This is a genomic window from Methanomassiliicoccales archaeon (genome assembly GCA_036504055.1).
GTDB lineage: Archaea > Thermoplasmatota > Thermoplasmata > Methanomassiliicoccales > UBA472 > DASXVU01.
Window position 1 is genome coordinate 18,535 of sequence record DASXVU010000015.1, and the last position, 20,186, is coordinate 38,720.

General features: G+C 56.1%; 19 protein-coding genes and 1 other RNA gene. 12 read left to right on the plus strand and 8 right to left on the minus strand.

The window, feature by feature from the left end:
* Positions 1 to 9: 9 nt before the first annotated feature.
* The 4 genes from VGK23_03825 (at position 10) to VGK23_03840 (ending at position 4,701) form a co-directional block, all read left to right on the plus strand.
* Positions 10 to 327, plus strand: a complete 318-nt coding sequence (locus tag VGK23_03825) for a hypothetical protein (GenBank protein ID HEY3419660.1) — start codon at positions 10 to 12, stop codon at positions 325 to 327.
* A gap of 86 nt (positions 328 to 413) precedes the next feature.
* On the plus strand, positions 414 to 779 hold the full coding sequence (locus VGK23_03830) for a DUF6015 family protein (GenBank protein HEY3419661.1): 366 nt from the start codon (positions 414 to 416) through the stop codon (positions 777 to 779).
* A gap of 69 nt (positions 780 to 848) precedes the next feature.
* Positions 849 to 2,456, plus strand: coding sequence for a site-2 protease family protein (locus tag VGK23_03835; GenBank protein ID HEY3419662.1), 1,608 nt, complete (start codon positions 849 to 851; stop codon positions 2,454 to 2,456).
* A 241-nt stretch (positions 2,457 to 2,697) separates the two neighbouring features.
* Positions 2,698 to 4,701: a PAS domain S-box protein gene (locus VGK23_03840; GenBank protein ID HEY3419663.1), complete on the plus strand. Its 2,004-nt coding sequence runs from the start codon at positions 2,698 to 2,700 to the stop codon at positions 4,699 to 4,701.
* Between the two features lie 92 nt (positions 4,702 to 4,793).
* On the opposite strand, the gene VGK23_03845 is transcribed toward VGK23_03840, so the two are convergent.
* Both VGK23_03845 and nrdD read right to left on the minus strand, forming a co-directional pair.
* Positions 4,794 to 5,084, minus strand: a complete 291-nt coding sequence (locus tag VGK23_03845; GenBank protein ID HEY3419664.1) for a hypothetical protein — start codon at positions 5,082 to 5,084, stop codon at positions 4,794 to 4,796.
* A gap of 183 nt (positions 5,085 to 5,267) precedes the next feature.
* A complete protein-coding gene (gene nrdD, locus VGK23_03850) occupies positions 5,268 to 7,388 on the minus strand; it encodes an anaerobic ribonucleoside-triphosphate reductase (protein ID HEY3419665.1) in 2,121 nt (706 codons plus the stop codon).
* A 205-nt stretch (positions 7,389 to 7,593) separates the two neighbouring features.
* Here nrdD and VGK23_03855 point away from each other — a divergent pair, with 205 nt between their 5' ends.
* The 4 genes from VGK23_03855 to VGK23_03870 all read left to right on the plus strand — a co-directional run bounded on the left by VGK23_03855 (position 7,594) and on the right by VGK23_03870 (position 12,691).
* The gene (locus tag VGK23_03855) at positions 7,594 to 8,151 is read left to right on the plus strand and encodes a hypothetical protein (protein ID HEY3419666.1); all 558 of its coding nucleotides are present in this window, start codon (positions 7,594 to 7,596) and stop codon (positions 8,149 to 8,151) included.
* Positions 8,152 to 8,825: 674 nt separating this feature from the next.
* Positions 8,826 to 9,833 (plus strand): methanogenesis marker 2 protein, encoded by a 1,008-nt coding sequence (locus VGK23_03860; GenBank protein ID HEY3419667.1) that lies wholly within the window; start codon positions 8,826 to 8,828, stop codon positions 9,831 to 9,833.
* A gap of 264 nt (positions 9,834 to 10,097) precedes the next feature.
* On the plus strand, positions 10,098 to 11,909 hold the full coding sequence (locus VGK23_03865) for a hypothetical protein (GenBank protein HEY3419668.1): 1,812 nt from the start codon (positions 10,098 to 10,100) through the stop codon (positions 11,907 to 11,909).
* Positions 11,906 to 12,691: a hypothetical protein gene (locus VGK23_03870; GenBank protein HEY3419669.1), complete on the plus strand. Its 786-nt coding sequence runs from the start codon at positions 11,906 to 11,908 to the stop codon at positions 12,689 to 12,691. The genes VGK23_03865 and VGK23_03870 overlap by 4 nt, the downstream gene beginning before the upstream one ends.
* A gap of 166 nt (positions 12,692 to 12,857) precedes the next feature.
* Here the strand turns inward: VGK23_03870 and ffs are convergent.
* Positions 12,858 to 13,169, minus strand: an RNA gene (gene ffs, locus VGK23_03875) — signal recognition particle sRNA.
* Positions 13,170 to 13,314: 145 nt separating this feature from the next.
* Here ffs and lipA point away from each other — a divergent pair.
* Genes lipA through VGK23_03895 form a run of 4 tightly spaced genes read left to right on the plus strand, consistent with a single transcriptional unit; the run spans position 13,315 to position 17,564 of the window.
* The gene (gene lipA, locus VGK23_03880; protein HEY3419670.1) at positions 13,315 to 14,205 is read left to right on the plus strand and encodes a lipoyl synthase; all 891 of its coding nucleotides are present in this window, start codon (positions 13,315 to 13,317) and stop codon (positions 14,203 to 14,205) included.
* 1 nt (position 14,206) lies between these two features.
* On the plus strand, positions 14,207 to 15,289 hold the full coding sequence (gene pdhA, locus VGK23_03885) for a pyruvate dehydrogenase (acetyl-transferring) E1 component subunit alpha (GenBank protein HEY3419671.1): 1,083 nt from the start codon (positions 14,207 to 14,209) through the stop codon (positions 15,287 to 15,289).
* A gap of 3 nt (positions 15,290 to 15,292) precedes the next feature.
* Complete coding sequence (locus tag VGK23_03890; GenBank protein HEY3419672.1) at positions 15,293 to 16,270, plus strand: alpha-ketoacid dehydrogenase subunit beta; 978 nt, start codon at positions 15,293 to 15,295, stop codon at positions 16,268 to 16,270.
* A gap of 10 nt (positions 16,271 to 16,280) precedes the next feature.
* Positions 16,281 to 17,564: a dihydrolipoamide acetyltransferase family protein gene (locus VGK23_03895; GenBank protein HEY3419673.1), complete on the plus strand. Its 1,284-nt coding sequence runs from the start codon at positions 16,281 to 16,283 to the stop codon at positions 17,562 to 17,564.
* Here the strand turns inward: VGK23_03895 and VGK23_03900 are convergent.
* The 5 genes from VGK23_03900 to VGK23_03920 form a co-directional block, all read right to left on the minus strand.
* Positions 17,561 to 18,316, minus strand: coding sequence for a biotin/lipoate A/B protein ligase family protein (locus tag VGK23_03900; GenBank protein ID HEY3419674.1), 756 nt, complete (start codon positions 18,314 to 18,316; stop codon positions 17,561 to 17,563). The two genes, VGK23_03895 and VGK23_03900, sit on opposite strands and share 4 nt — an antisense overlap.
* A complete protein-coding gene (locus VGK23_03905) occupies positions 18,310 to 18,597 on the minus strand; it encodes a hypothetical protein (protein HEY3419675.1) in 288 nt (95 codons plus the stop codon). The genes VGK23_03900 and VGK23_03905 overlap by 7 nt, the downstream gene beginning before the upstream one ends.
* 10 nt (positions 18,598 to 18,607) lie before the next feature.
* Entirely contained in the window at positions 18,608 to 18,901 is a 294-nt protein-coding gene (locus VGK23_03910; GenBank protein ID HEY3419676.1) for a thioredoxin family protein, read from the minus strand.
* A gap of 5 nt (positions 18,902 to 18,906) precedes the next feature.
* The gene (locus tag VGK23_03915; GenBank protein ID HEY3419677.1) at positions 18,907 to 19,329 is read right to left on the minus strand and encodes a ferredoxin-thioredoxin reductase catalytic domain-containing protein; all 423 of its coding nucleotides are present in this window, start codon (positions 19,327 to 19,329) and stop codon (positions 18,907 to 18,909) included.
* A 72-nt stretch (positions 19,330 to 19,401) separates the two neighbouring features.
* On the minus strand, positions 19,402 to 19,971 hold the full coding sequence (locus VGK23_03920) for a hypothetical protein (GenBank protein HEY3419678.1): 570 nt from the start codon (positions 19,969 to 19,971) through the stop codon (positions 19,402 to 19,404).
* Positions 19,972 to 20,186: the final 215 nt, after the last annotated feature.

Below are 20,186 nucleotides of genomic sequence, written 5' to 3' on the forward strand. Positions count from 1 at the left end.
AAAGAGCATATGGCGGTCAAAAGAAGGATCAAGGTCAGACCGGAGGAGAAAGAAGAGGGGTCATGGGAAGACGATCTGCCGGACGCTCCCTTCCCCTCCCGGAAGGACAGAGACTGGAAGGATTGGCTGGTAAGTTCCTGGGCCAGGGAATGGTACTTTCTGGGATGTCTCTTCGCCGATGTGATGGTCGGACTGGAGATATGGAGGAGGCTTCAGGGGGATCTGTCGGTGGTCCTCCCGATCATCGTCATATTCGGTCTGATCATTGGCGAAATATTCCTTTATGTCAAACTATGGGGGGAGGAAGGGCGCCTGGTCCGTAGGTGAGCGGTCTGCTGGACTCCGAAGAATATCCATAAGTATTATTTGCAGAAAAGCCATCAGGCCTGGGGAACGTATTGACGGTCGTGAGCATGAATGAAGTGTGCCTAGCTCTGGGCAACACTCTGGGCAAAAAGGGCATGTCTGAGAGCGACATAACCAAGCTGGCAGAGTACCTGATGAGCTTTTTCGGATTCACCGATCAGACCATCGATAACCGCCTGACCTCCGAGGACCGGGACGTCTTCTACATGCTGGAGGAGGAAGGTTTCCTCACCACCTGGCAGGAGGAGGTCCACCTGAAGAAGGGGAAGCTCTGGCGTATCCATTACTGGGTCCTGAAGACCGATCAGATCCAGCGGATGGCGATGAAGGAGGACCCGGCTCTGCGAAACAAGGATGACGCCGCTGCCACCTACGACGATGTTCCGGATGATTGCTGGAACAGAAGCAAGTGATACGCCGTCCGACTCAAAACCACGATATTTTTTATAGCACATGGTAGTTAGTGCAGAAAGAGGCTCTGGATGATAGAATACGTCATCGTACTGCTGGTAGTGATCGTCTATTTCGCGGCCATCTACCTTCTGAACAAGAGGGGCATACTGGCAAAGTACCACTTCACCCAGGGCATGATCTTCCTGATGTGGCGCACCGAAGGCGGAAAGAAGGTCATCGAGAAGCTCTCCAAGTTTAGGAGATTCTGGCTCGTCTACGCCGCGGCCGCCAAGTGGATCTGCCTGGCGGTGGCCATCTTCATGATGTCGCTTCTGATCTGGGAGGCGACACTGGTCTCCAAGATACCGGCGTCCTCGGCACCTGGGCCGGAGATGATCCTGGGAATACCCGGGCTCAACCCGATCATACCAATCTGGTATGGCATCATAGGGCTGATCGTGGCCGTGGTGTTCCATGAGTTCGCCCATGGCATACTGACCCGCGTCGGCAAGATGGATATCAAATCCCTCGGCATCGTGTTCCTGGTCATCCCGCTGGGGGCGTTCGTGGAACCGGACGAGGAGGCCATCACCAAGTCTGACCGCAGGCGCCGCACCAGCATCTACGCGGTCGGTCCCGGGACCAACATCATCCTGGCGGTCATATGTGCCATACTGTTCTCGTCGGTCATGCTGAGCTCGGTCGAACCGGTCCGGGACGGGCCGGTGGTGGTGACCGTCGGTGACAACAGCATCGCCTCCATGAACAGCCTTCAGTTCGGTGCCCAGGTGGTATCGGTGAACGGCTCGCCTGTGACCGACATCTATTCCTGGCAGAACGCCACCGCTCCCAGCGCCGGTTCCTCGGTCAGTCTGTCCTATTATTTCAAGTCCAGTCAGTACAATTCCTCGATGTTCTCGGGCGTCCAGGTCACCAGCGTGACCAAGGGATATCCGGCCGATGCTGCCGGCATCCAGTCCGGTATGCTGATCTCCTCGCTGAACGACATGCCCATCCGTAACGAGAACGATCTGTGGGTCGCCTTGCATAACACTCACGGGGGACAGACGGTCAACGTCACCATGATGTCGTACCATGCTGACACCCGCGCTTACGAGAACGTGAGCAGCATCAACACCGTCACCCTGCTGAGCCGGGCCGAGTACCTGCGTTCGTCCGGCGCGGTTGTGCCGTCCGGCTTCGTGGACTATGGATTCATGGGCATCAACAGCGCCTACCTCGGCGCTGGCGTGGCCAATGTCCAGGTCCTTTCACAACGCCTTGCCTCGCCCTATGCGAACATGCAGAGCCCGGGGGACTTCATCACCGACACGCTGCGTTACATATCGCTCCCGTTCGTCGGACTAGCGCCAGTGCAGTCACCGGTCACCGAGCTGTTCCACCCGACCGGACTGGTCGCCCCGTTCGGCGCCGACGCCTTCTGGATCACCGCGAACATCCTCTACTGGGTGTTCTGGATCAACCTGATGGTGGGTATGACGAACGTGCTGCCGGCGGTCCCGCTGGACGGAGGTTTCCTGTTCAAGGACGGTTTGGACGCCTTTGTGCAGAAGGTCCGGAAGAACGCGACGGAGGAGCAGCGGGCCAGGTACGTGTCCCGGATAACCATCGCCCTGGCCCTGTTCGTGCTGTTCCTGATCGTCTACCAGTTCATCGGACCAAGGCTGAACGGTTGAGCAGGATATATCGTGCCAGGCCGTGGTCCGTATCGGGATCATGATGCCTGGCCAGGTCGATTGGTCCGACGACAGCTCATCATGAGACGATGCCACGGAGCAGTTCGATGGACCGCATTATTCCTGTCATTTGTTGCCCTCTTGGAAGCTAATGAATATCGGAGAATATGGTCAACAGGGGCTTGAATGCACCTCGTACCATTCTGGTATTGGTTGTTGACGATGAACCAGCCATCGGTTCCTGACCAAGGATTATCTGGAGTTCAATGAGAACCTAAAGGTGGATGTCGCCACTTCTGCCGCAGAAGCCAGAGAGGAGATGGCGGGGGGACGATACGACGTGATCGTATCGGACTATCAGATGCCCGTCGAGGACGGGATCCAATTCCTTAAGTCGCTCCGGGCCTCGGAGAACTCGATCCCTTTCATTCTGTTCACAGGCAAAGGAAGAGAGGACGTCGTCATAGAGGCGATCAACAACGGAGCAGACGCCTATCTACAGAAGGGAGGGGATTCCAGATCACTCTTCGCGGAGCTTGATCACCGCATTGGCATGGTGGTCAGAAGACATCGGGCGGAGGCGGCCCTTCTCGACAGCGAGTCGGAGTTCCGTACCCTGTTCGAGGACAATCCTGATGCAATTTCCCTGGTTAGTATGGACGGCAGGATCCTGAACTGCAACCACGCGGCGGCCAAGATGGTGATGATGAACAAGGAGGAGATCATCGGTGGAACGGTCGCGGACCTGGGGGTCTTCAGCCCGGACGATCTGGCATTTTTCCAACGGACGATGAGAGATAGGATGAACGGAATACTGGGGAGTCCCGTCCTGTCACAGATACGCCGAAGGGACGGCAGTCAACGGTGGATGGAGATCCGTTCGTCGATCGTAAGGAAAAGCGGCAAATTCCACGGTTTCCAGATCATCTGCAGAGATATGACCGAACAGAGAAATGCAGAGGAAGCCCTTAGGAAAAGTGAAAGCAAGTTCAGAGCGATCTTCACCGAATCCCCGGTGGGGATAGCGACATTGGATCTGGAAGGCAGGCCTCGCGATTTCAACCAGGTTTTCGATCATTTCGGTTATTCTGAGGAAGAATTCTCCAGGAAGTCCTTCTCCGAATTCACACATCCCGATGACCGTGAGCGGAACGTTGCCCTTTTCAAGGACCTGGTTGCAGGCAAGATCGACCGCTTCGAGATAGACAAAAGATACGTTAGGAAAGATGGGTCCACTGTCTGGGCTCGCCTTTACGAGAAACGGGTGGAAGGTATCGAGGATGGATCGCCGGCGATCCTTGCCATCATTGAGGATCTTACCGAGTTGAAAGAGGCGGAAGAGGCAAAGGATGAGAGCACAACTCGTTTGCAGACCTTGGTCGAGGCCATCCCCGACTTGATCTGGCTAAAGGATAAGGATGGCGTATATCTCTCATGTAACAAGATGTTGGGGCGTCTGTATGGGGCCAAAGAATCGGAGATTGTGGGAAAGACCGATCACGATTTCGTTCTTCCTGAGCAGGCCGATTTCTTCCGCGAGAACGATGCCAAGGCGATGGAGACAGGCGGTCCGATCCGCAGTGAAGAATGGGCGACCATGAGCGGCGGTCATCGCATCTTGCTTGAGGTGATCAAGACACCGATGTACGATGCAAACGGCAATCTGATCGGCGTGCTCGGCATCGGGAGGGACATCACCGAGCGCAAGAAGGCCGAGAATGAGCTGCGACGTTATTCGTCCAGGCTTTCCATCCTCAACGGGATCATCTCGGCGGCAAATAAATCGGATGACCTGCCGCAACTGCTCGGTTTTGTATTGTCGGAGACCTTGAGGCTGTTGGACTTCGACGCCGGAGGTGTCTATCTGGTAGACCATGCCGCACGGACGGCGAATGTCGTCTGCTCGAAGAACCTCGACCCGGAGTTCCTGAAAGATGTTCAAACGGTCGAGATCGACCATAAGCCCTATGACACCTTGTTCATCATGGGCGAACCAATCATCGCGGAGAATTATGCCCAGATCAACGCCGAACGGTCGGAGAGGTATGGGTTATTGTCGATAGCGAGCATACCTTTGCTCTCCAAGGGGGAGGTTGTCGGGGCAATGAACGTCGCCAGCACAGTGCGGAACCTCATCAGTGATGAGGACCGGGAGACGCTGGCATCCATCGGCAGGGAACTGGGCAGTTCGATCCGCCGCATGATGTCGGAAGAGCGGGCAACGAGTGCTATCCTCCGCCCGTAAGATCTGATCCGAATCGTCGATCCGAGGTATCTCACGAATGCCTTATTTTACCCGCTTCCAACAGCCCTTGATGTCACGATAAAGCTGACGATCTAGCAGTGGCTGCTGCACGGCTGCTCGACGTGAGCGGTCGATACAGTCTTCATCTTCTCATTGCAGACCGGGCACATGTCGTAGTCCAAGGACTTGAAATTGGAGAACAGCTCGTAGACCTCTCCGCACTGACTGCATCTCTTGAACGCAATGTAGGCGGATCTGAACAGGTCACACTGTTCGATGTTGTCCTCGGTCCTCTTCAAACAGACATCGGCCACGCAGTTGTCGCAAAGGTTGCGCCGGCTGATGTTGACCCACACATGCTCGCTGATCTGAACTCTCGTCAATTTTGTTATCCCTTCCCTGTGAGATAGTTTTTGACCCGAATATGAGTATTTAATCCTTGTCAAATAATCCTCCCAACAAGATAATCATTCATGACTTGACATCATGACTGGCCTTGGCAATTATAGCTGCTTTACAAATAAAAGAGGGAAGTGAAAGGTGTTTAATATCTTCCCGAAGCGGCCTTAGGAGATGTTGTTCCTCAGCCTGTCCTTGAGCTCCCCGAGCTTCCCCTTGTTCCAGCTGGTGGTCTTGGAGAAGAACCCGGTCACGCGGGTGATGCCCTCGACGTCCGGCGACGCGCAGAAGGGGCAGGTCGACCTCAGTCCGCGGGTGGTCCGGCCGCAGTTCAGGCAGGCGGTGAACTCCGGGCTGAAAGCGATCTGCGAGTTCTGCGTGTTCTCGAACGTCTTCTTGACGAAGGCGGCGATCGACTCCGCTGGGGGCTTGTGCTCCCCGAGCCACACATGGGTCAGCGAACCGGCCTCGATCAGGGGATGGAACAGGCCCTCGGCCTTCGTCCTCTCGATGGCGCTGATCGGAGCGCCGACGTTCAGATAGGTCGAGTTGGTGTAGTATATCTCGCCGGCTGATTTGTTGCCCTTGATTACCGTGGGCGCCTGCAGCGGATAGTACTTCATGTCCAGCTTGGCGAAGCGGTAGGCGGTCGATTCGGCCGGGGTCTGTTCCAGCGGCATGCGGATACCGTACTTCTCGCCGATCTCCTCGGCGTTCTTCTTCATGGAGGAGATGACCTTGAGCCCGAACTTGGTCGCGTCCTTCGATTCATGCATCTGCTGGCCCGTGTGGTACTGCACCAGTTCGTTCAGGCCGACCATCCCGATCAGGAACGACGCCTTGTTGAACCGGTAGTACGGCTCACCATCCAGGTTCATGGTCAGCAGTGCCAGCGTCGAGTGCTTGCCCATGTCCAGCAGGCTCTTTATGAAGTCCCGTTTCTGCACGTGGGCGTGGGCCACCAGCTCGATCTTCTGCCGGAGCAGGTCGAACAGTTTCCCGTCATCCTGATGCGCCTCGTAGGCGACACGCGGCAAGTTGATAGTCACGTTCTGCATCGCCGAGTATCTCATCTTCCACGGTGTCTTTGCGTCGTCCAGGTCGCTCTTGTCCAATTTGAACGTGAGGCGGCAGCACTCCGATATCTTGGCGGTGTTGCCCCGGTCGAAGACGAAGTAGGTGTTGCCCTTCTCGGTCGCGACGTTCGAGATCTTGTTGAGGAACTCCTCGTGACCTTCGGTCTTGAAGAACTTGTCCGTCATGTGCACGTTCGGTTTGGGGAAGAAGAACGGTCTTCCGAGCGCGTCCCCCTCGAGGTACACATCGAACAATGCGCTGATGAAGCGCTGTGCCTCCGGTTGGTATTCCTCGTAGTTCTTGCCGGTGAAGGTGCCGTTCGGTCCGATCGCCGGAACTCCCATGAAATGGTCAGGGCACTCCCAGTACAGGTTGAGGTCGGAGAATATCGACTGTCCGCCCCGGGCCACCGCCTGCTGGGCGAACTCATAGATCAATATCTGGGCCAGCTGCTTCATCCTGCGGTCGTCGCAGCCGACGAGATACGGGGCGAGGAACAGGTTGAACGCGTCCCATCCGATGGCGCCGGCAAAGTTGCCTTGCAGCGCAGCGGAGAACTTGACGACCTGCTCGATCAGCACTTCCGGGTGCCGTGCCGGCTTGGCGATGGAGATCGCATTGGGTAGGTTCAGGCCGAACTTCTTCACGTACTCGATCGATTGACCGCTGCAGTACGGCCGGTCGATCATGCCCAGGTCGTGGAGGTGTATGTCGCCTTTCATATGGGCGTCGGCCAGGTCCTGCGTGAACACTTCGAGCAGGGCGAACTCCTTCTTGATCCTCTCGGCGAGGGTGAGGTTCGTGGCCTCCGGCCCATGCGGGACGTTGGCGTTCTCCTTGTTCGGGTTCATGATGATCTGACGAGCATCGTACAGCGGGACGCCCAACCGGGTGTGCTGCCTGCGGATCTTCGCGAGACCATACTCGACTAGCTTGGCGTTCGTCAGCTCGCGGATGAGCGGTGCGGTGATGACGTCGAGCTCGAGCTCCGATATCATCTTCTCGACTTCGCGCGCAACGATAGCGGCGGCATCCTCGCTGATGGTGGTTTCCCGCATGAGGGCATCGAAGATGCGCTGTTTGTCCCATTTCTTGATCTCCTCATCGGAGGTACGCACGAACAGCGATAGCTCAGTCGATTCCTTCTCGTCCGACCAGATGACTCCTGGCTCTGTTCCCCTAAGATCGCGTGAGTTCTCTATTGATTTCATGAGTTTCACCTTTAAGAAGGGCACACCCAACTCCCCGAGAATGGCGTCCCAAATGCTTTCGCTTTTACAGGCCTATGACATTGACCTGTGGGGTTTAAAGCCGTTTTTGAACATGGTGTGGTAAATAAAGCCCCGTTAACAAAGCTTTATTATTTACCAGGTCTGTTACCAGGTCTGTTACCACATGTTCCATCCAGAGCGTGATTTGAAGTTCATAATCCTCGAACTCCTGACAGATGACGGTCGATCCATCAGCTCACTGTCACGGGAACTGGAGAAGAACGGTTACGATCTTCACAGATTGATACTTACCGGTTATCTGCGTGCTTTGACAGATCAACACGTGCTCAAGGAGAAGGACGTGCCCCCGGCCAAGATCTATGTGCCGGTCAAAGGACGTCAAAAGGACATCTATGATGTTATCGATGAGGCATCCCACGATCTCGCAGAAGGTCGCAGGGCTGAGGAACTGAGCCTCTATGCGATGTGGCGGCTTTTCAAGCGCCCCATCTTCGCCGAGGAATTGGTCAGGGCAGGTATATCCGGCGAACCTCGGGGAAGACAGGCGACCCAGGAGGAGCGTCAGGAGGCAAAGAAGGTGCTGGTCCGATCGGGGTTCAAGATCCCTGACAGCAGCCGGGCCTATGTGCCGGAAGCCAGCGATCTAGGTGCAGACTATCAGACCCTGCTCGAGACCATCGTCGCGAACCAGCTGGACATATCGTATCTGGTGAGGGAGACCAAGCAGACCAAATTGGTTTGAAACCTAGGTCAGGAAGGCTCCAGGTTTTGAGGCTACGTTGTCCATATATCGATCAGGTGGGAACAATGTGAGGCCTATCGCGGACGAATGAACGATGTTAGATTTGTTCGTTGAACTTCATCACAGAAGACTATAAAACTGAATAGAAAAATATCAAGATGCTGGAGATTGCATGACTGTTGACACCTATTATTTGAATCCCATAATTATTATTGTAATTATTATATTTATTGTTGCACTAATCAGAAAATTTAGGAAGAAATGATCTTTCAATAATCTTTATTGATATTGGCTGAAAGGCTGTACTCAATTTATTAAGACAATTTCCAACATGTTACTCTGACTCTTAAACGTCAATCTCATCTATATCTCGAACGACCTGCCCGACGGGCTCAGCCCTATGTGTCAGTCCCTTCCCACGCGCCATTCGAGATTCCTTTCCAGGCTCGGCGTCGGTCGCTTTGGAATATTACGGCCGTTTGAGCGGCGTCACCTTCTAAATCCTTCATCATCCTCTTTATGACCGCGATCCAACGTTTTGTTCTCGCGGCATCGGCAATTTCTCGATAGGAATCAATCTGTCCTAGCACGTTATTGGAGGCGTGTCCCTTTTTGTCATGCCAGTCAACCGTCGCGAGATAAAGGTTATAATCGCTTCCACGATACACCATACCATGACTCTTAGCGACCTGGTATCCGATCTTAGGGGGTACCCAGGCATCACCAGGAAGAAGGCCATTTCGAGCGTTATCAACTTCTTCCCCAAGGTCTCATCGTCTAAAGTGCTTGCATCCTATGGTGAAGATGCGGCGGTCATGGAGCATAACGGTGAGGCGATGCTGCTTGCTGCTGATGGCATAATGCCGCCGCTGATGAAAGCCAATCCCTTCTTCGCTGGTTACTATGGCGTTCTTGTAAATATCAATGATATATCGGCCATGGGCGGGATACCCTTGGCCATGCTGGATGTTCTATCCGTCAAGGACGAGAAGGTGTGTGCGAACGTCATGCGAGGCATGGAGACGGCGGTCAAGAAGTTCGGGGTGCCGATTGTGGGAGGACACACGCATCCGGATTGCACCTATAACGCCATCGACGTGGCGATCGTCGGGACGGCCAAACTCGACGAGGTCATCTATTCCCATACGGCACTGGCCGGGGACGACATCATCATGGCGACGGACCTGGACGGATTCTATCCCGAGGGTCTGACCTATGCCTGGGACACTACGTCGAAGAAGGATTCGATCATTGCCCGCCGTCAAATGCTGATCATGAACAAGATAGCCAAGAAAAAGCTGCTGCGCTCCGGAAAGGACATCAGCAACCCTGGGTCGCTGGGCACGTTGGGAATGCTGCTGGAGACGAGCGGTAAGGGTGCATCGGTGGACATCAACATGATTCCACGACCGAAAGGGGTCGATTTCTCCCAATGGCTAAAGTCCTATCAGGGAGCCGGGTTCGTGGTCACCTGCGATCCAAGGCACTCGGAACAGGTCCTCGAGCAGTTCGGCACCGTTGGCATAACCGGCGCCGTGGTGGGCAAGGTGGACGGGACGAACGTTTTCAAGGTGACCGACGGCAACGAAACGTCGACCTTGTTCGACCTGAACATCGAGAACATAACTGGATGCAAGCCAGCATCCACGGTCGGCTGGGAAGAGATAGGGTCTGGGAAATAAGATCGGTGCATGAACGATCCAATGACCTCGGGGCGGACGACTCGTTCACGGGATAATACGGGACTCAATTCTCTTCGATAAATGATAGGCGAGTTTGTTACTGGCCATCATTGATGATGGTCTGTTTGCGCTTATTTATTGCATGGCCGCTATTTTGACGACAATGTACTAAATATATTGAGGTCGACACAAATTATCCAGCATGAACGGTGGCCAAAATATGGTCAAGACTTTGTCGACACACCAAAGCCGAGATGATTAAGCATGGTATTCACCCAGAACTCAGACCTCTATGCAGCGGTCCAGGATGCTGGCATCAACAGGGTCCTTCACCATGTCATGGTGCAAAGGCCGTCTCTATTCAATTACGGGTCGATCCTGCCGGCAGCAAACCCACAGCCCATCTGCAGAGCGATCCCGGCCGTTCCGGCAGTGGTCCGGGCGCAGAACCCTCTGATGACGGAGATGGACCCGCTGCCTGTCCTCATGACGCCGGCCATTCCGACGATAACGCTTGATTATATCGTCCAGTTAACGAATGGGGCGATCGACTTTTTCCCGGGCAATGTCTTCAGCCTTCCTCCTGAACTGAACCCACCCCTTTCCGACCAGCATTTCGCTGTTCACTTCGAGGTGTGCGCCGGATTGATCTGTCAACCGAGGATACGTCTCTGGCCCACTCCTCTTCGACCGATAAAAGAGAACAGGAGGAAGGATGGAAGAACGGACATAACCTGCTTTTGCCTAGACCTGTTCGCCACTGGCTCGCTCGGCATAACAGGCCAGCCGGGGGCTCAATCCATCTCGATGAACGTCTCAGGGATTGAGATTCCTGAACTAAAGCCGGAAGGTATGGAGGAGGCAATCGAATGCTATGCGCTTCTGGTCATGAACAGAGGCATCCTTCCAAAAGCGGCCGAGGCCTTGTCTGCATTGGCCTTCCAGGCGATCCCTCTCCCTCAGGGGCTGGGCAGCCTGACCTTATCCGCATCCACTGCGGTCCCGCACAATCCGGCCGTGGAGGACAACCAGTTCAAGGCGTTCATTAACCTCGACAATATTGAGCTAAACCTGCCACCGCCCGATAATGGGGGAGGTGGATCTTCCGGTTCGGGCGGCGGCACGATTACCCGAACAACTCGCCCCAGGACCAGGAGCGGGACCTTCGACCTCACCGCCGCCGTTTCGGCGGAAGCGTTCGGCAAGATATTCACCGCGATCGTCAAAGGGTTCCATTTCGAAAAGTCTGGCAACGGCAGTTACGGACCCTTCTCTGCAAACTATGATGTTGCGGCCCATCTCGAAGGCGGGTCCCTGGAGATGAGGGACGATGGCACCATCATCATCAAGGAGCTCGATATCAAGTGGGATAAACTGAAGCTCGATATCGGGATCGACATTCCGGAATGGTGCGTCGGGGGCGGGCAGGTGTGCGTGTTGCCTCCATACCCTTCCTGCGATGTTCCTATCGTGGGGTGCGGGGATTGCGTGACCCTACCGAGCTATTGCTTCTTCTCAGGCAATCCGGACATCAACATCCCGATCGATCTGAGCGGGCTGATCACCTCCGAGGTCACGATCAGCGGCAGGGTGAGATCATTCTACGGCGTCGGCTCTGGTACGTATAACCGGTGGCAGATCGTGGTGGTGCCGACACTGCCGCTGGACCTCGACATAATCGATATCGCGGACACCGTCGGAGACCTGTTCAAGAACCTGGTCCAAGGGGGAATCGACAATCTGCTCAATTCGCTCGGGGCACCAGGCTGGGCGATCGCCCTGATAGACGGCATCTTGGGAGGGATCGACAACATAATAAGGGTCATCCTGGACATTCCTGATGACATAGGAGAATGGTTGATAGACATGATAAGTCAGATCGGGATCTTCAGCTCGTTGCTGAATGACCTCTATGACTATATCGCCCTCCAGATTCCGGCAGTGTTCGAGATAGAGGACCCAAAAACGGTAATGGATCAGGATGGTGCGCTGATACCGGTCAAGATACCCATAGACTTCATCGGGGTCAGCGTTGATTCCCATGAGATGGTGATACAAGGAGACGTGGGAAATTGATCACGAAATCTATACTGGACAGATCGATGATTCTTCGAGAGGATGCGATCGACAGCGGTTCCCTGGCCTCAATGGGCTCGATCATACACAAGGTCACCGAGAGCGGGGACTACCGTGGCGATGTCTACCGCGGGACGGCCAAGGTGGGAACGTTCTACTTGACCGTTTCCGAGAATGGCGAGGCGGCTTCGGATTGCGAAAAATCTCCCAGGCAGTTAGACATAGACCTAGCAGGCCTAGATCGTTCTTTGGGAAAAGCGACAAAGGATTGCGGCAACAGGTTCACACTTCGGGCCGGAGGGAACATAGTGTTCACGGCTCTGTCCGGTTCGGGCGGATACGCGATAGAGCTGCTGCGCCGGGAGAAGGGAAAAGAATCGGTGAAGGTGTTCGACAGCAGGAAATTGGGAGAAGGCGACCTCTTCATCGTCCACATCATGAGGCCGGGCCTCTATTCCATCAAGAACACCAACGGAAAGAGACAGACGGAACTGACCGTAGAATATCCAGATCCGGAGAAGCTTCAACTGAAAACGGATCCGTTTCTGGTGGAGTTCAAAGACGAAGAGATCGTACCGAACAGGATAGTCATACAGCCGGTCCAGGCATTGATGTTCGATCCTAAGGACGAATCCAGGATAACGATTGAATTGAAGAAGGCGGACGACCGTCCAGCGCCCGTCCGGGTTCCCATAGTCACCCCTTCAAAGGCCCGAAAGAAAAAGTCGCCCGCGGTGGCCGGACAGAAAACGATCCTTAGAAAGATCCGGTTCTATGGATGAGCCTCATCGATCCGTCGGCATAAGCTCAACAATGACCGACTGGCGCCCCAGCTTCTCGGGCCAGCAGGTCCATCTTTATCCTTAACGGAATTTATTACAGTGCCAGGCAATATTCGTCATTCCTTGACGAATTAATGTCCCAGTGTTGATTTCAGAAAGAATGAGGTGCTAGGCCACAAGGGTGGCCGCTCAGTTTGGCACAGGTGATCCGACCGCTGACTCAGCCCCGCTCCCCTTCGAGCGTAGGTAGTCCACGGTAAGGCTGTTCCCGTCAGGGCCTGACCCGTTCTCCGTGATCAGAGCAAGGAGCGCAACCCTCCAGCTGCACCCCAGAGCTGCCACCGACCCCGTAGGACAGAGCCTCAACATCAACGGTTGGGCCTATGCCTCCCCGGATACGACGCCCCTCGTTGTCACCCCCGCTTATCGACGATTTCGGTGTAAAAGGACACGCCGAGCGTCCCGGTCTAGCCTAGCGCCCCCAATTAAGCATACAAGCTATTTAAACGCAATGTATCCCGCTGGCCTAGCCAACAGATGGGGTAATGAAAAACAAAGCACGGTCGACGCAATACCAACCTATCCCGAGAGGAAAATTAGTAAAAGCCCCTGGCAACAATATGATGCCCGTGAGTGAATTTACAGCGCTCCCTTTGGCAAAGCCCGATTGGCTGAGGACGATCGCGGCGGTCGGCGGGGACTTCGATAGGGTTAGGGAAGTGACAAGGAAACATTCCTTGCACACTGTCTGTGATTCTTCCCACTGTCCAAACATTCGAGAGTGCTGGTCAGAAAGAAGCGCGACCTTCATGATCCTAGGAGACATGTGCACCCGGCATTGCAGGTTCTGCGCGGTCAACCATGGCGACCCCAAAGGAGAAAACGATGATTCGGAACCATCAAGGGTCGCCGAGGCCATAAAAGAGCTTGGGTTGAAGTATGTGGTCATAACCAGTGTCACCCGGGATGACCTTAAGGATGGTGGTGCATCGGCCTTCGCAGAGACGGTCCGAGCGATACGCGAAGTATCGGATTGCCGCGTCGAGCTCCTTATACCGGACCTGTCCGGCAAGGAGAACGCGCTCCGGGTGCTAGCCGATTCCGTACCGGATGTGATCGGTCACAACATAGAGACCGTCGAGCGCCTCCAAAGGATGGTAAGAGATCCCAGATCCTCCTATGCCGGGTCGCTGAATTTGTTAGGCTGGCTGAAGGGTTTGTATCCAGATATGGTAACAAAGAGTTCCATGATGCTCGGCCTGGGAGAGACCCGGGATGAGACCGTGCGCACAATGTCGGACCTGCGTGCCGTCGGGGTTGACGCGATCGCGATAGGGCAGTACCTTAAACCCAAGGGAGGCAACCTCCCGATTTCGGAATATGTGGAACCGGCTGCGTTCAAGAGCCTCGAGGAACAAGCTCGTGCCATGGGGTTCCGGTTCATCACGTGTGGACCCTTGGTCCGTACATCTTACAAAGCACAGAGGATCCTAGAATTGATCGGAGGGGCATAAAATGTTGATCGACGATTTCAACCCGCTCGAGGGTAAGATGCTGCAGATACTGAAGACCGATGGGACCGTGGTCGAGGGGTTGGACCCGAAGCTCGACGATTCCGTCCTGCTCCAGGCGTACAGGACGATGGTATTGACCCGTGTGGCCGACGAGAAGGCGGTCAAGCTTCAGAGGCAGGGCCGTTTGGGCGCATACCCTCCTTGCAAGGGTCAGGAGGCGGCTGTGATCGGACCGGCCATGGCGATGAGGAAGGATGACTGGTTCGTCTGGTCGTTCCGGGAGATGGGCGGTCTCCTTTATCATCAGATACCCCTGATGAGCCAGTTCCTCTACTGGATGGGGAATGAGATGGGCTCACACTACCCCGATGACGTTCGCGCCCTGCCTTCCTCCGTCCCGGTAGGGTCGCAGCTCACCCATGCCGTCGGCATTTCCTACGCCGCGAAGCTCCGGGGCGAGGACACCGTGTCGGTGGCATTCTTCGGGGACGGGGGCAGTTCGGAAGGCGATTTCCATGAGGCGGCGAACTTTGCCGGGGTGTATCAATGCCCGGTCGTGTTCGTTTGTCAGAACAACCAGTATGCCATATCCTACCCGCGTAAGTTCCAGACCCGAAGTCCCACCATCGCCCAGAAGGCCGTCTCCTACGGCTTCCCCGGCATCCTGGTCGATGGCAACGATATCCTGGGTATGTACGCCGCCGCCAGGGAGGCGGTGGAAAGGGCGCGCAGCGGCCTCGGCCCGACGCTGATCGAGGCCTATACATACAGGTTGGGAGACCATACCACATCAGACGATGCCACCAGGTATCGGTTGGAGTCGGAGCTGGCGGAATGGATGCAGAAGGACCCGCTGGACCGATTCAACCGGTATCTCGAGGCCAAAGGCATCTGGAACGACGACCTGGAGAATGCGGCAGTGAAGGAAGCGCAGGACGAGGTGGAGAAAGCCGTTTCCGAGGCAGAGAACTATCCGAAACCGACAGTTGACGAAGTGTTCCGCCACATGTACGCGGAAATGTCGCCAGATATGGTGGAACAGATGGAGCGGATACGGGCTGAAACGGGCAAGAAGGGGGCGTGAGACATGGCATCCATGAACATGGTGCAGGCCATCAACTCCGCGTTGGCGTTGGAGATGGAGCGGGACCCGAGCATGGTGATGCTCGGTGAGGATATCGGCGTGGACGGCGGAGTGTTCCGCGTGACCGAAGGGCTACAGAAGCGGTTCGGTCCAGCCAGGGTCATAGACACGCCGCTCGCGGAGGGCGGGATAATCGGCATGTCCATCGGCATGGCGATCAATGGGCTGAGGCCGGTGGCAGAGATCCAGTTCATGGGCTTCTCCTATCCGGCGATGAACCAGCTGATCTCCCATGCCTCCCGGATGAGGAACCGGACCCGGAGCCGTCTGACCGTTCCCATGGTGATGCGCATGCCCTACGGGGCGGGGGTGAAGGCCCTGGAGCACCATTCGGAGAGCACGGAAGCGCTCTTTGTTCATATTCCCGGACTTAAGGTGGTCGTGCCGTCCACTCCTTTGGAGGCGAAAGGTCTGCTGACCGCCTCGATAAGGGACCCGGACCCGGTGATCTTCCTGGAACCTACGCGAAGCTACCGCATGCTCAAGGAGGAGGTACCGGACGGGGAGTATGTGATCCCGCTCGGAAAGGCCAGGATGGTCCAGGAGGGAAAGGACCTGACCCTGATCGGATGGGGGGCGATGATGGTGCAGATACAGAAGGCGGTCGACGAGGCGGCCAAGAAGGGAATATCCTGCGAGGTCATCGACATGCGCACCCTGTCGCCGATGGACTCCGCCACGGTGGTGGAGTCGGTGAAACGCACCGGAAGGGCGATCGTGGTGCAGGAAGCTCCCAAGACCTGCGGCGTCGGAGCGGAGATCGTCGCCAGGATCAATGAGAAGGCGTTGCTCTCATTGCAGGCGCCGGTGGCCAGGGTGGCCGGGCCGGACATCATCGTGCCGCTGCCCAAGGGCGAGGACTATTACTACATATCACCGGAGAGGATATTGGCCGAGATCGAAAGGACGGTCTCGTTCTGAGGTGTTCAAGATGACGACTGACTACAAGTTCCCCGACCTCGGCGAGGGTGTGACCGAGGGCGAGATCAAGAAATGGCTGGTGAAAGAGGGCGACGCGGTCGCAAAGGACCAGGCGTTGGCCGAGGTGGAGACGGACAAGGCGGTGGTGGAGATGCCATCGCCGGTGGCCGGGATCGTCCTGAAGATGAACCATAAGGAAGGCGACCTGGTCAAGGTCGGCGAGGTACTGGTGGTGATCGGAGACAAGGGGGAGGCCGTTCCCGCTGCCGCCGTTGCGCCGGAGGCCCCGATCGTACCGGAACCGGCCGAAGGCGCCAGGAAACCGTCATATTCGGTGGTCGGCGAGCTTCCGACGGAAGAGGTGAACGTCTCCTCCACCGGAAAGTTGACAGAGGCGAAACCGTCCGTCGCGGTGCAGGCGACCCCGGCGGTGCGGAAGGCGGCCAAGGACCTGGGCGTCGACATCGCGACGGTCAAGGGGTCCGGTCCCAATGGAAGGGTCACCGAGGAGGATGTCAAGAAGGCCAAGGAGACGCCCCCTGCCAAGGCGGAGACGCCGCACATGAGAACGGCGCCCAAGTTCGACCTCTATGGCTGGGTGGACCGGGTCCCCCTGCGGGGCATCCGGAGAACCACGGCCAAGCACATGATCGAGTCCCAGACCAGGGCGGCCCAGGTGACCTCCATGGACCAGGCGGACGTTACCGCCCTCTTCGCGCTGCGGGAGAAGGTGAAGAAGGAGGTTCTGGAGCAAAGGAAAGTGAACGTGACCTTCATGCCCTTCATCGTGAAGGCGGTGGTCATGGCGCTGAAATCCAATCCGTCCCTCAATGCCTCGGTTAACGAGGAGGAGACGGAGATCCTGGTCAAGAAGTACTACAACATCGGCATCGCGGTGGCCATCGACGACGGGCTGATCGTCCCGGTGGTCAAGATGGCTGACCAGAAGGGCATCGTCGACCTGGCCGAGGAGATACACAATCTCGCGGAGCTGGCGAACTCGCGCAAGATCGACATGGCGGACCTGAGGGGCGGCACCTTCACCATCACCAACTACGGGGCGTTCGGCACGACCTATGGCACACCGATCATCAACTATCCCGAGGCGGCGATACTGGGAACTGGGAAGATCGTGGACACGCCGATGGTCATCGACGGCAAGATCGAGGCACGGAAGATGCTCCCGCTGTCTCTGACGTTCGACCACCGGGCGCTTGACGGCGCCGGGGCGGCGAAGTTCATGAACGACCTGAAGAAATGGCTGGAGAATCCCGAGGCTTTGCTGCTGCTCTAGCGCGACCGTGTCCAGGTGTCGTTGCCGTAGCGCTCGTTCGCTATGGCCTCGGCGCGGGACAGCTCGTCCTGGGTCAACGGTCCGAGGTACCAGTCCTTACCCTCCGCGAACGCAGAGGCCAGGGCGGCCAGGATATCGTTCTTGGTGGCCTTCGATTCCCTCGAGACCGACGTTACCAGGTCCATTGGGTCCGACGCGCCCTTGGAAGCGACCTTTTCCCGGTCGACCTTGAGCACTGAGAACATGACCTCCGGGTCCACGCTGTAAAGGACCGTCCCATGCTGAGTAAAGATCCCGGACCGCCTGGTCTGGGCGGAACCGGATATCTTCCTGCCGTTGACGGTTATATCGTTTATCGGCCGGAACTCCGCGTCTATGCCAACGGTCTTCAGGCCCTTGACGACATAGCCGCAGATCTGGCGGTAGGCGGCGTTGATATCCTTGTCGACCATGGTCTCGGGGCAGATGACGCTGTAGGTGATCTCTCCCTCCTTGTCATGATAGACCGCCCCTCCTCCGGTACGCCGACGAACGATGTCGATCCCGAGCTCCTCGCACCGCTTCACGTCGACCTCGTCCTCCAGGTTCTGGAAGCAGCCGATGGATACTGAGCTGGGATCCCATCCGTAGAACCTGATTGTCGGACCGGCCTCATTGAACGAGACCATCTCCGCTATCGCCTCGTCGATGGCCATGTTCATCTTTGCTGGATGTGTTTCATACCGCAGTAATCTCCATCGTTGGTTCAACATCGAAGCTCCCTTAATAGATAGACCAGGTCATTGGCGCCAAAACCGATCAGGACCGCGCCGCTGGCCGAGACGATCGAGCCCACTCTCTGTTCCAGGTCCTCTTCGTCGCCGGTCAGCCTCAGCCCGTCCAGTTCGCTCTCCATGGTGGACAGGGCCTCTTCCGGATGGACGAAGAAGTCCCCGGAGATCCTGATATTGGAAATAATGTCCCGCTCGCAGACCGCGTCCATGCGGACGAGTTTTCCGCCTGGGACCTTTCTCTGCGATCTGCGGGCAGGCATCTTGCGGTCTTCACTCCTCGGCCCACTTCTTCAGCTTATCAATCGGGATCTTGGCCCCGCAGATCGCCCTGCCGGTCTTCTCGTTATAGAACGCCGGAACTCCCAGCTCCCCGCCGCAGGCCTCCGAGATCTTGTCCGCGTGGGACCGCATCAGCTTGGCGTTCTCTTCGTTGTGCCAGACCTCGAGATGCTCGATCTTGATGCCCGTATCCTGCTGGTATTTCTCCACCATCGGCATCAATGCACGGCAGTGTGGGCATTCCTTTCCATAGAACCATATCAATCTCTTATCTTCATTTGCCACGCCATTCACCTCTTAAAGTACAGACCGCACCAGCATTCCCCATTCTCTTTCCACACCTTCTGGCGGTAGAAATTGCATGGGCATACCAGTTCCAGGTCCTTTTCGAAATCTCCGGTGGTCATCCTGCAAGGACAATACTTCATCCCCCGGTTCTTCATGTTCTCGAGCACTCCTGCGGCCAGTGTGTTCACCTCCTCCATGTTCGGGTTCAGCTTGATCAATGGATTCTTCTCGGCAAATTCTCGCCAGGCGGCGACCACCTCTTCGACCTTGGCGTAGCTGCCGCCATGGTTGCCGATGGTCTTCAGGGCCTCTTCTCCGTCGATCTTCACAAAGGCCATGCTCGCCCCGCATGTCGGACAGATCTGCGGCGCCTTCAATCCATAGTGGAGATCCCCGCAGACGTTACAACGCCAGAGCCACTTCAAATCAGATCACCGGGTCGAAGAAGGCACCCGGTAAGATATAAAGGAATTGACTGGTAGGCAGGATCGGGATGCCTACCGGGTCCCACCGAACTTACGTTCGGTCTGGTTCACCGGTACGTTCCAGGCCTTCGACATCCTCTCCACCATCTCGTCGACGATGTTTGAGAAGCGACGCCCCAACGGCTTCTTCCTGCCGTTCTTTAGCTTCAGGCTGACGTTCTTGTTGTTCTTGAAGAACATCACCTGGTCATGGTTCTTGGTAGTTATCTCACCGGTGAAGACGTAGTACTCCACCTCGATGCTTTCGATCCGGGATTTGTCGATGAACCCGTTGATGCCCCTCAGTTTCAGCAATGGGCTGGAAAAGTTCTCCGCTCCGTTGGCATAAACCTTGACCGATGAGATATCGGCCCAGAATCCGTCGTGCAGAAGGTAGTAGGAGAATACCGTGGCGACGATGAAACCTAGGGTGATTATCAACGAATACTCGATCGGCAGGCCTGCAATGACCGCCAGGACCACAAAGAGGGCGGCGGTGATGAGGGACTCGATGATCAGGTTGGATCGTAGCACTTTTTTCTTCTGGTCGATCTTGCCGTCGGTGGAATTGACAGTGATTAGTAGAGGGCCCTTTTCGTCCATGGCGTTCACATGTCCTAAGAATCGTCTCCATATTTTAATTTCGACCCGGGACTGGTGATAATGTACTCCGCCAAGGCCCGATAGGGCGGATCCCTTTTCGCAAAAGGACGGGATACCGGAAATCGGCCATGCAATCTCGTTATTTCTGGAATTGATAGCGTCATAGATAGCTAGATAAGTACTCCATATCCTCGACCTCCCTATGCCAGAAGGAC

What these genes read in the sequence shown, in the direction of transcription:
- VGK23_03895 (HEY3419673.1), top strand. Translation starts at nt 16,281, where the DNA reads ATGACGACTGACTACAAGTTCCCCGACCTCGGCGAGGGTGTGACCGAG.
- VGK23_03905 (HEY3419675.1), bottom strand. Translation starts at nt 18,597, where the DNA reads ATGCCTGCCCGCAGATCGCAGAGAAAGGTCCCAGGCGGAAAACTCGTC.
- VGK23_03860 (HEY3419667.1), top strand. Translation starts at nt 8,826, where the DNA reads ATGACTCTTAGCGACCTGGTATCCGATCTTAGGGGGTACCCAGGCATC.
- VGK23_03865 (HEY3419668.1), top strand. Translation starts at nt 10,098, where the DNA reads ATGGTATTCACCCAGAACTCAGACCTCTATGCAGCGGTCCAGGATGCT.
- VGK23_03830 (HEY3419661.1), top strand. Translation starts at nt 414, where the DNA reads ATGAATGAAGTGTGCCTAGCTCTGGGCAACACTCTGGGCAAAAAGGGC.
- pdhA (HEY3419671.1), top strand. Translation starts at nt 14,207, where the DNA reads ATGTTGATCGACGATTTCAACCCGCTCGAGGGTAAGATGCTGCAGATA.
- VGK23_03825 (HEY3419660.1), top strand. Translation starts at nt 10, where the DNA reads ATGGCGGTCAAAAGAAGGATCAAGGTCAGACCGGAGGAGAAAGAAGAG.
- lipA (HEY3419670.1), top strand. Translation starts at nt 13,315, where the DNA reads ATGCCCGTGAGTGAATTTACAGCGCTCCCTTTGGCAAAGCCCGATTGG.
- VGK23_03920 (HEY3419678.1), bottom strand. Translation starts at nt 19,971, where the DNA reads ATGGACGAAAAGGGCCCTCTACTAATCACTGTCAATTCCACCGACGGC.
- VGK23_03835 (HEY3419662.1), top strand. Translation starts at nt 849, where the DNA reads ATGATAGAATACGTCATCGTACTGCTGGTAGTGATCGTCTATTTCGCG.
- VGK23_03900 (HEY3419674.1), bottom strand. Translation starts at nt 18,316, where the DNA reads ATGTTGAACCAACGATGGAGATTACTGCGGTATGAAACACATCCAGCA.
- nrdD (HEY3419665.1), bottom strand. Translation starts at nt 7,388, where the DNA reads ATGAAATCAATAGAGAACTCACGCGATCTTAGGGGAACAGAGCCAGGA.
- VGK23_03890 (HEY3419672.1), top strand. Translation starts at nt 15,293, where the DNA reads ATGGCATCCATGAACATGGTGCAGGCCATCAACTCCGCGTTGGCGTTG.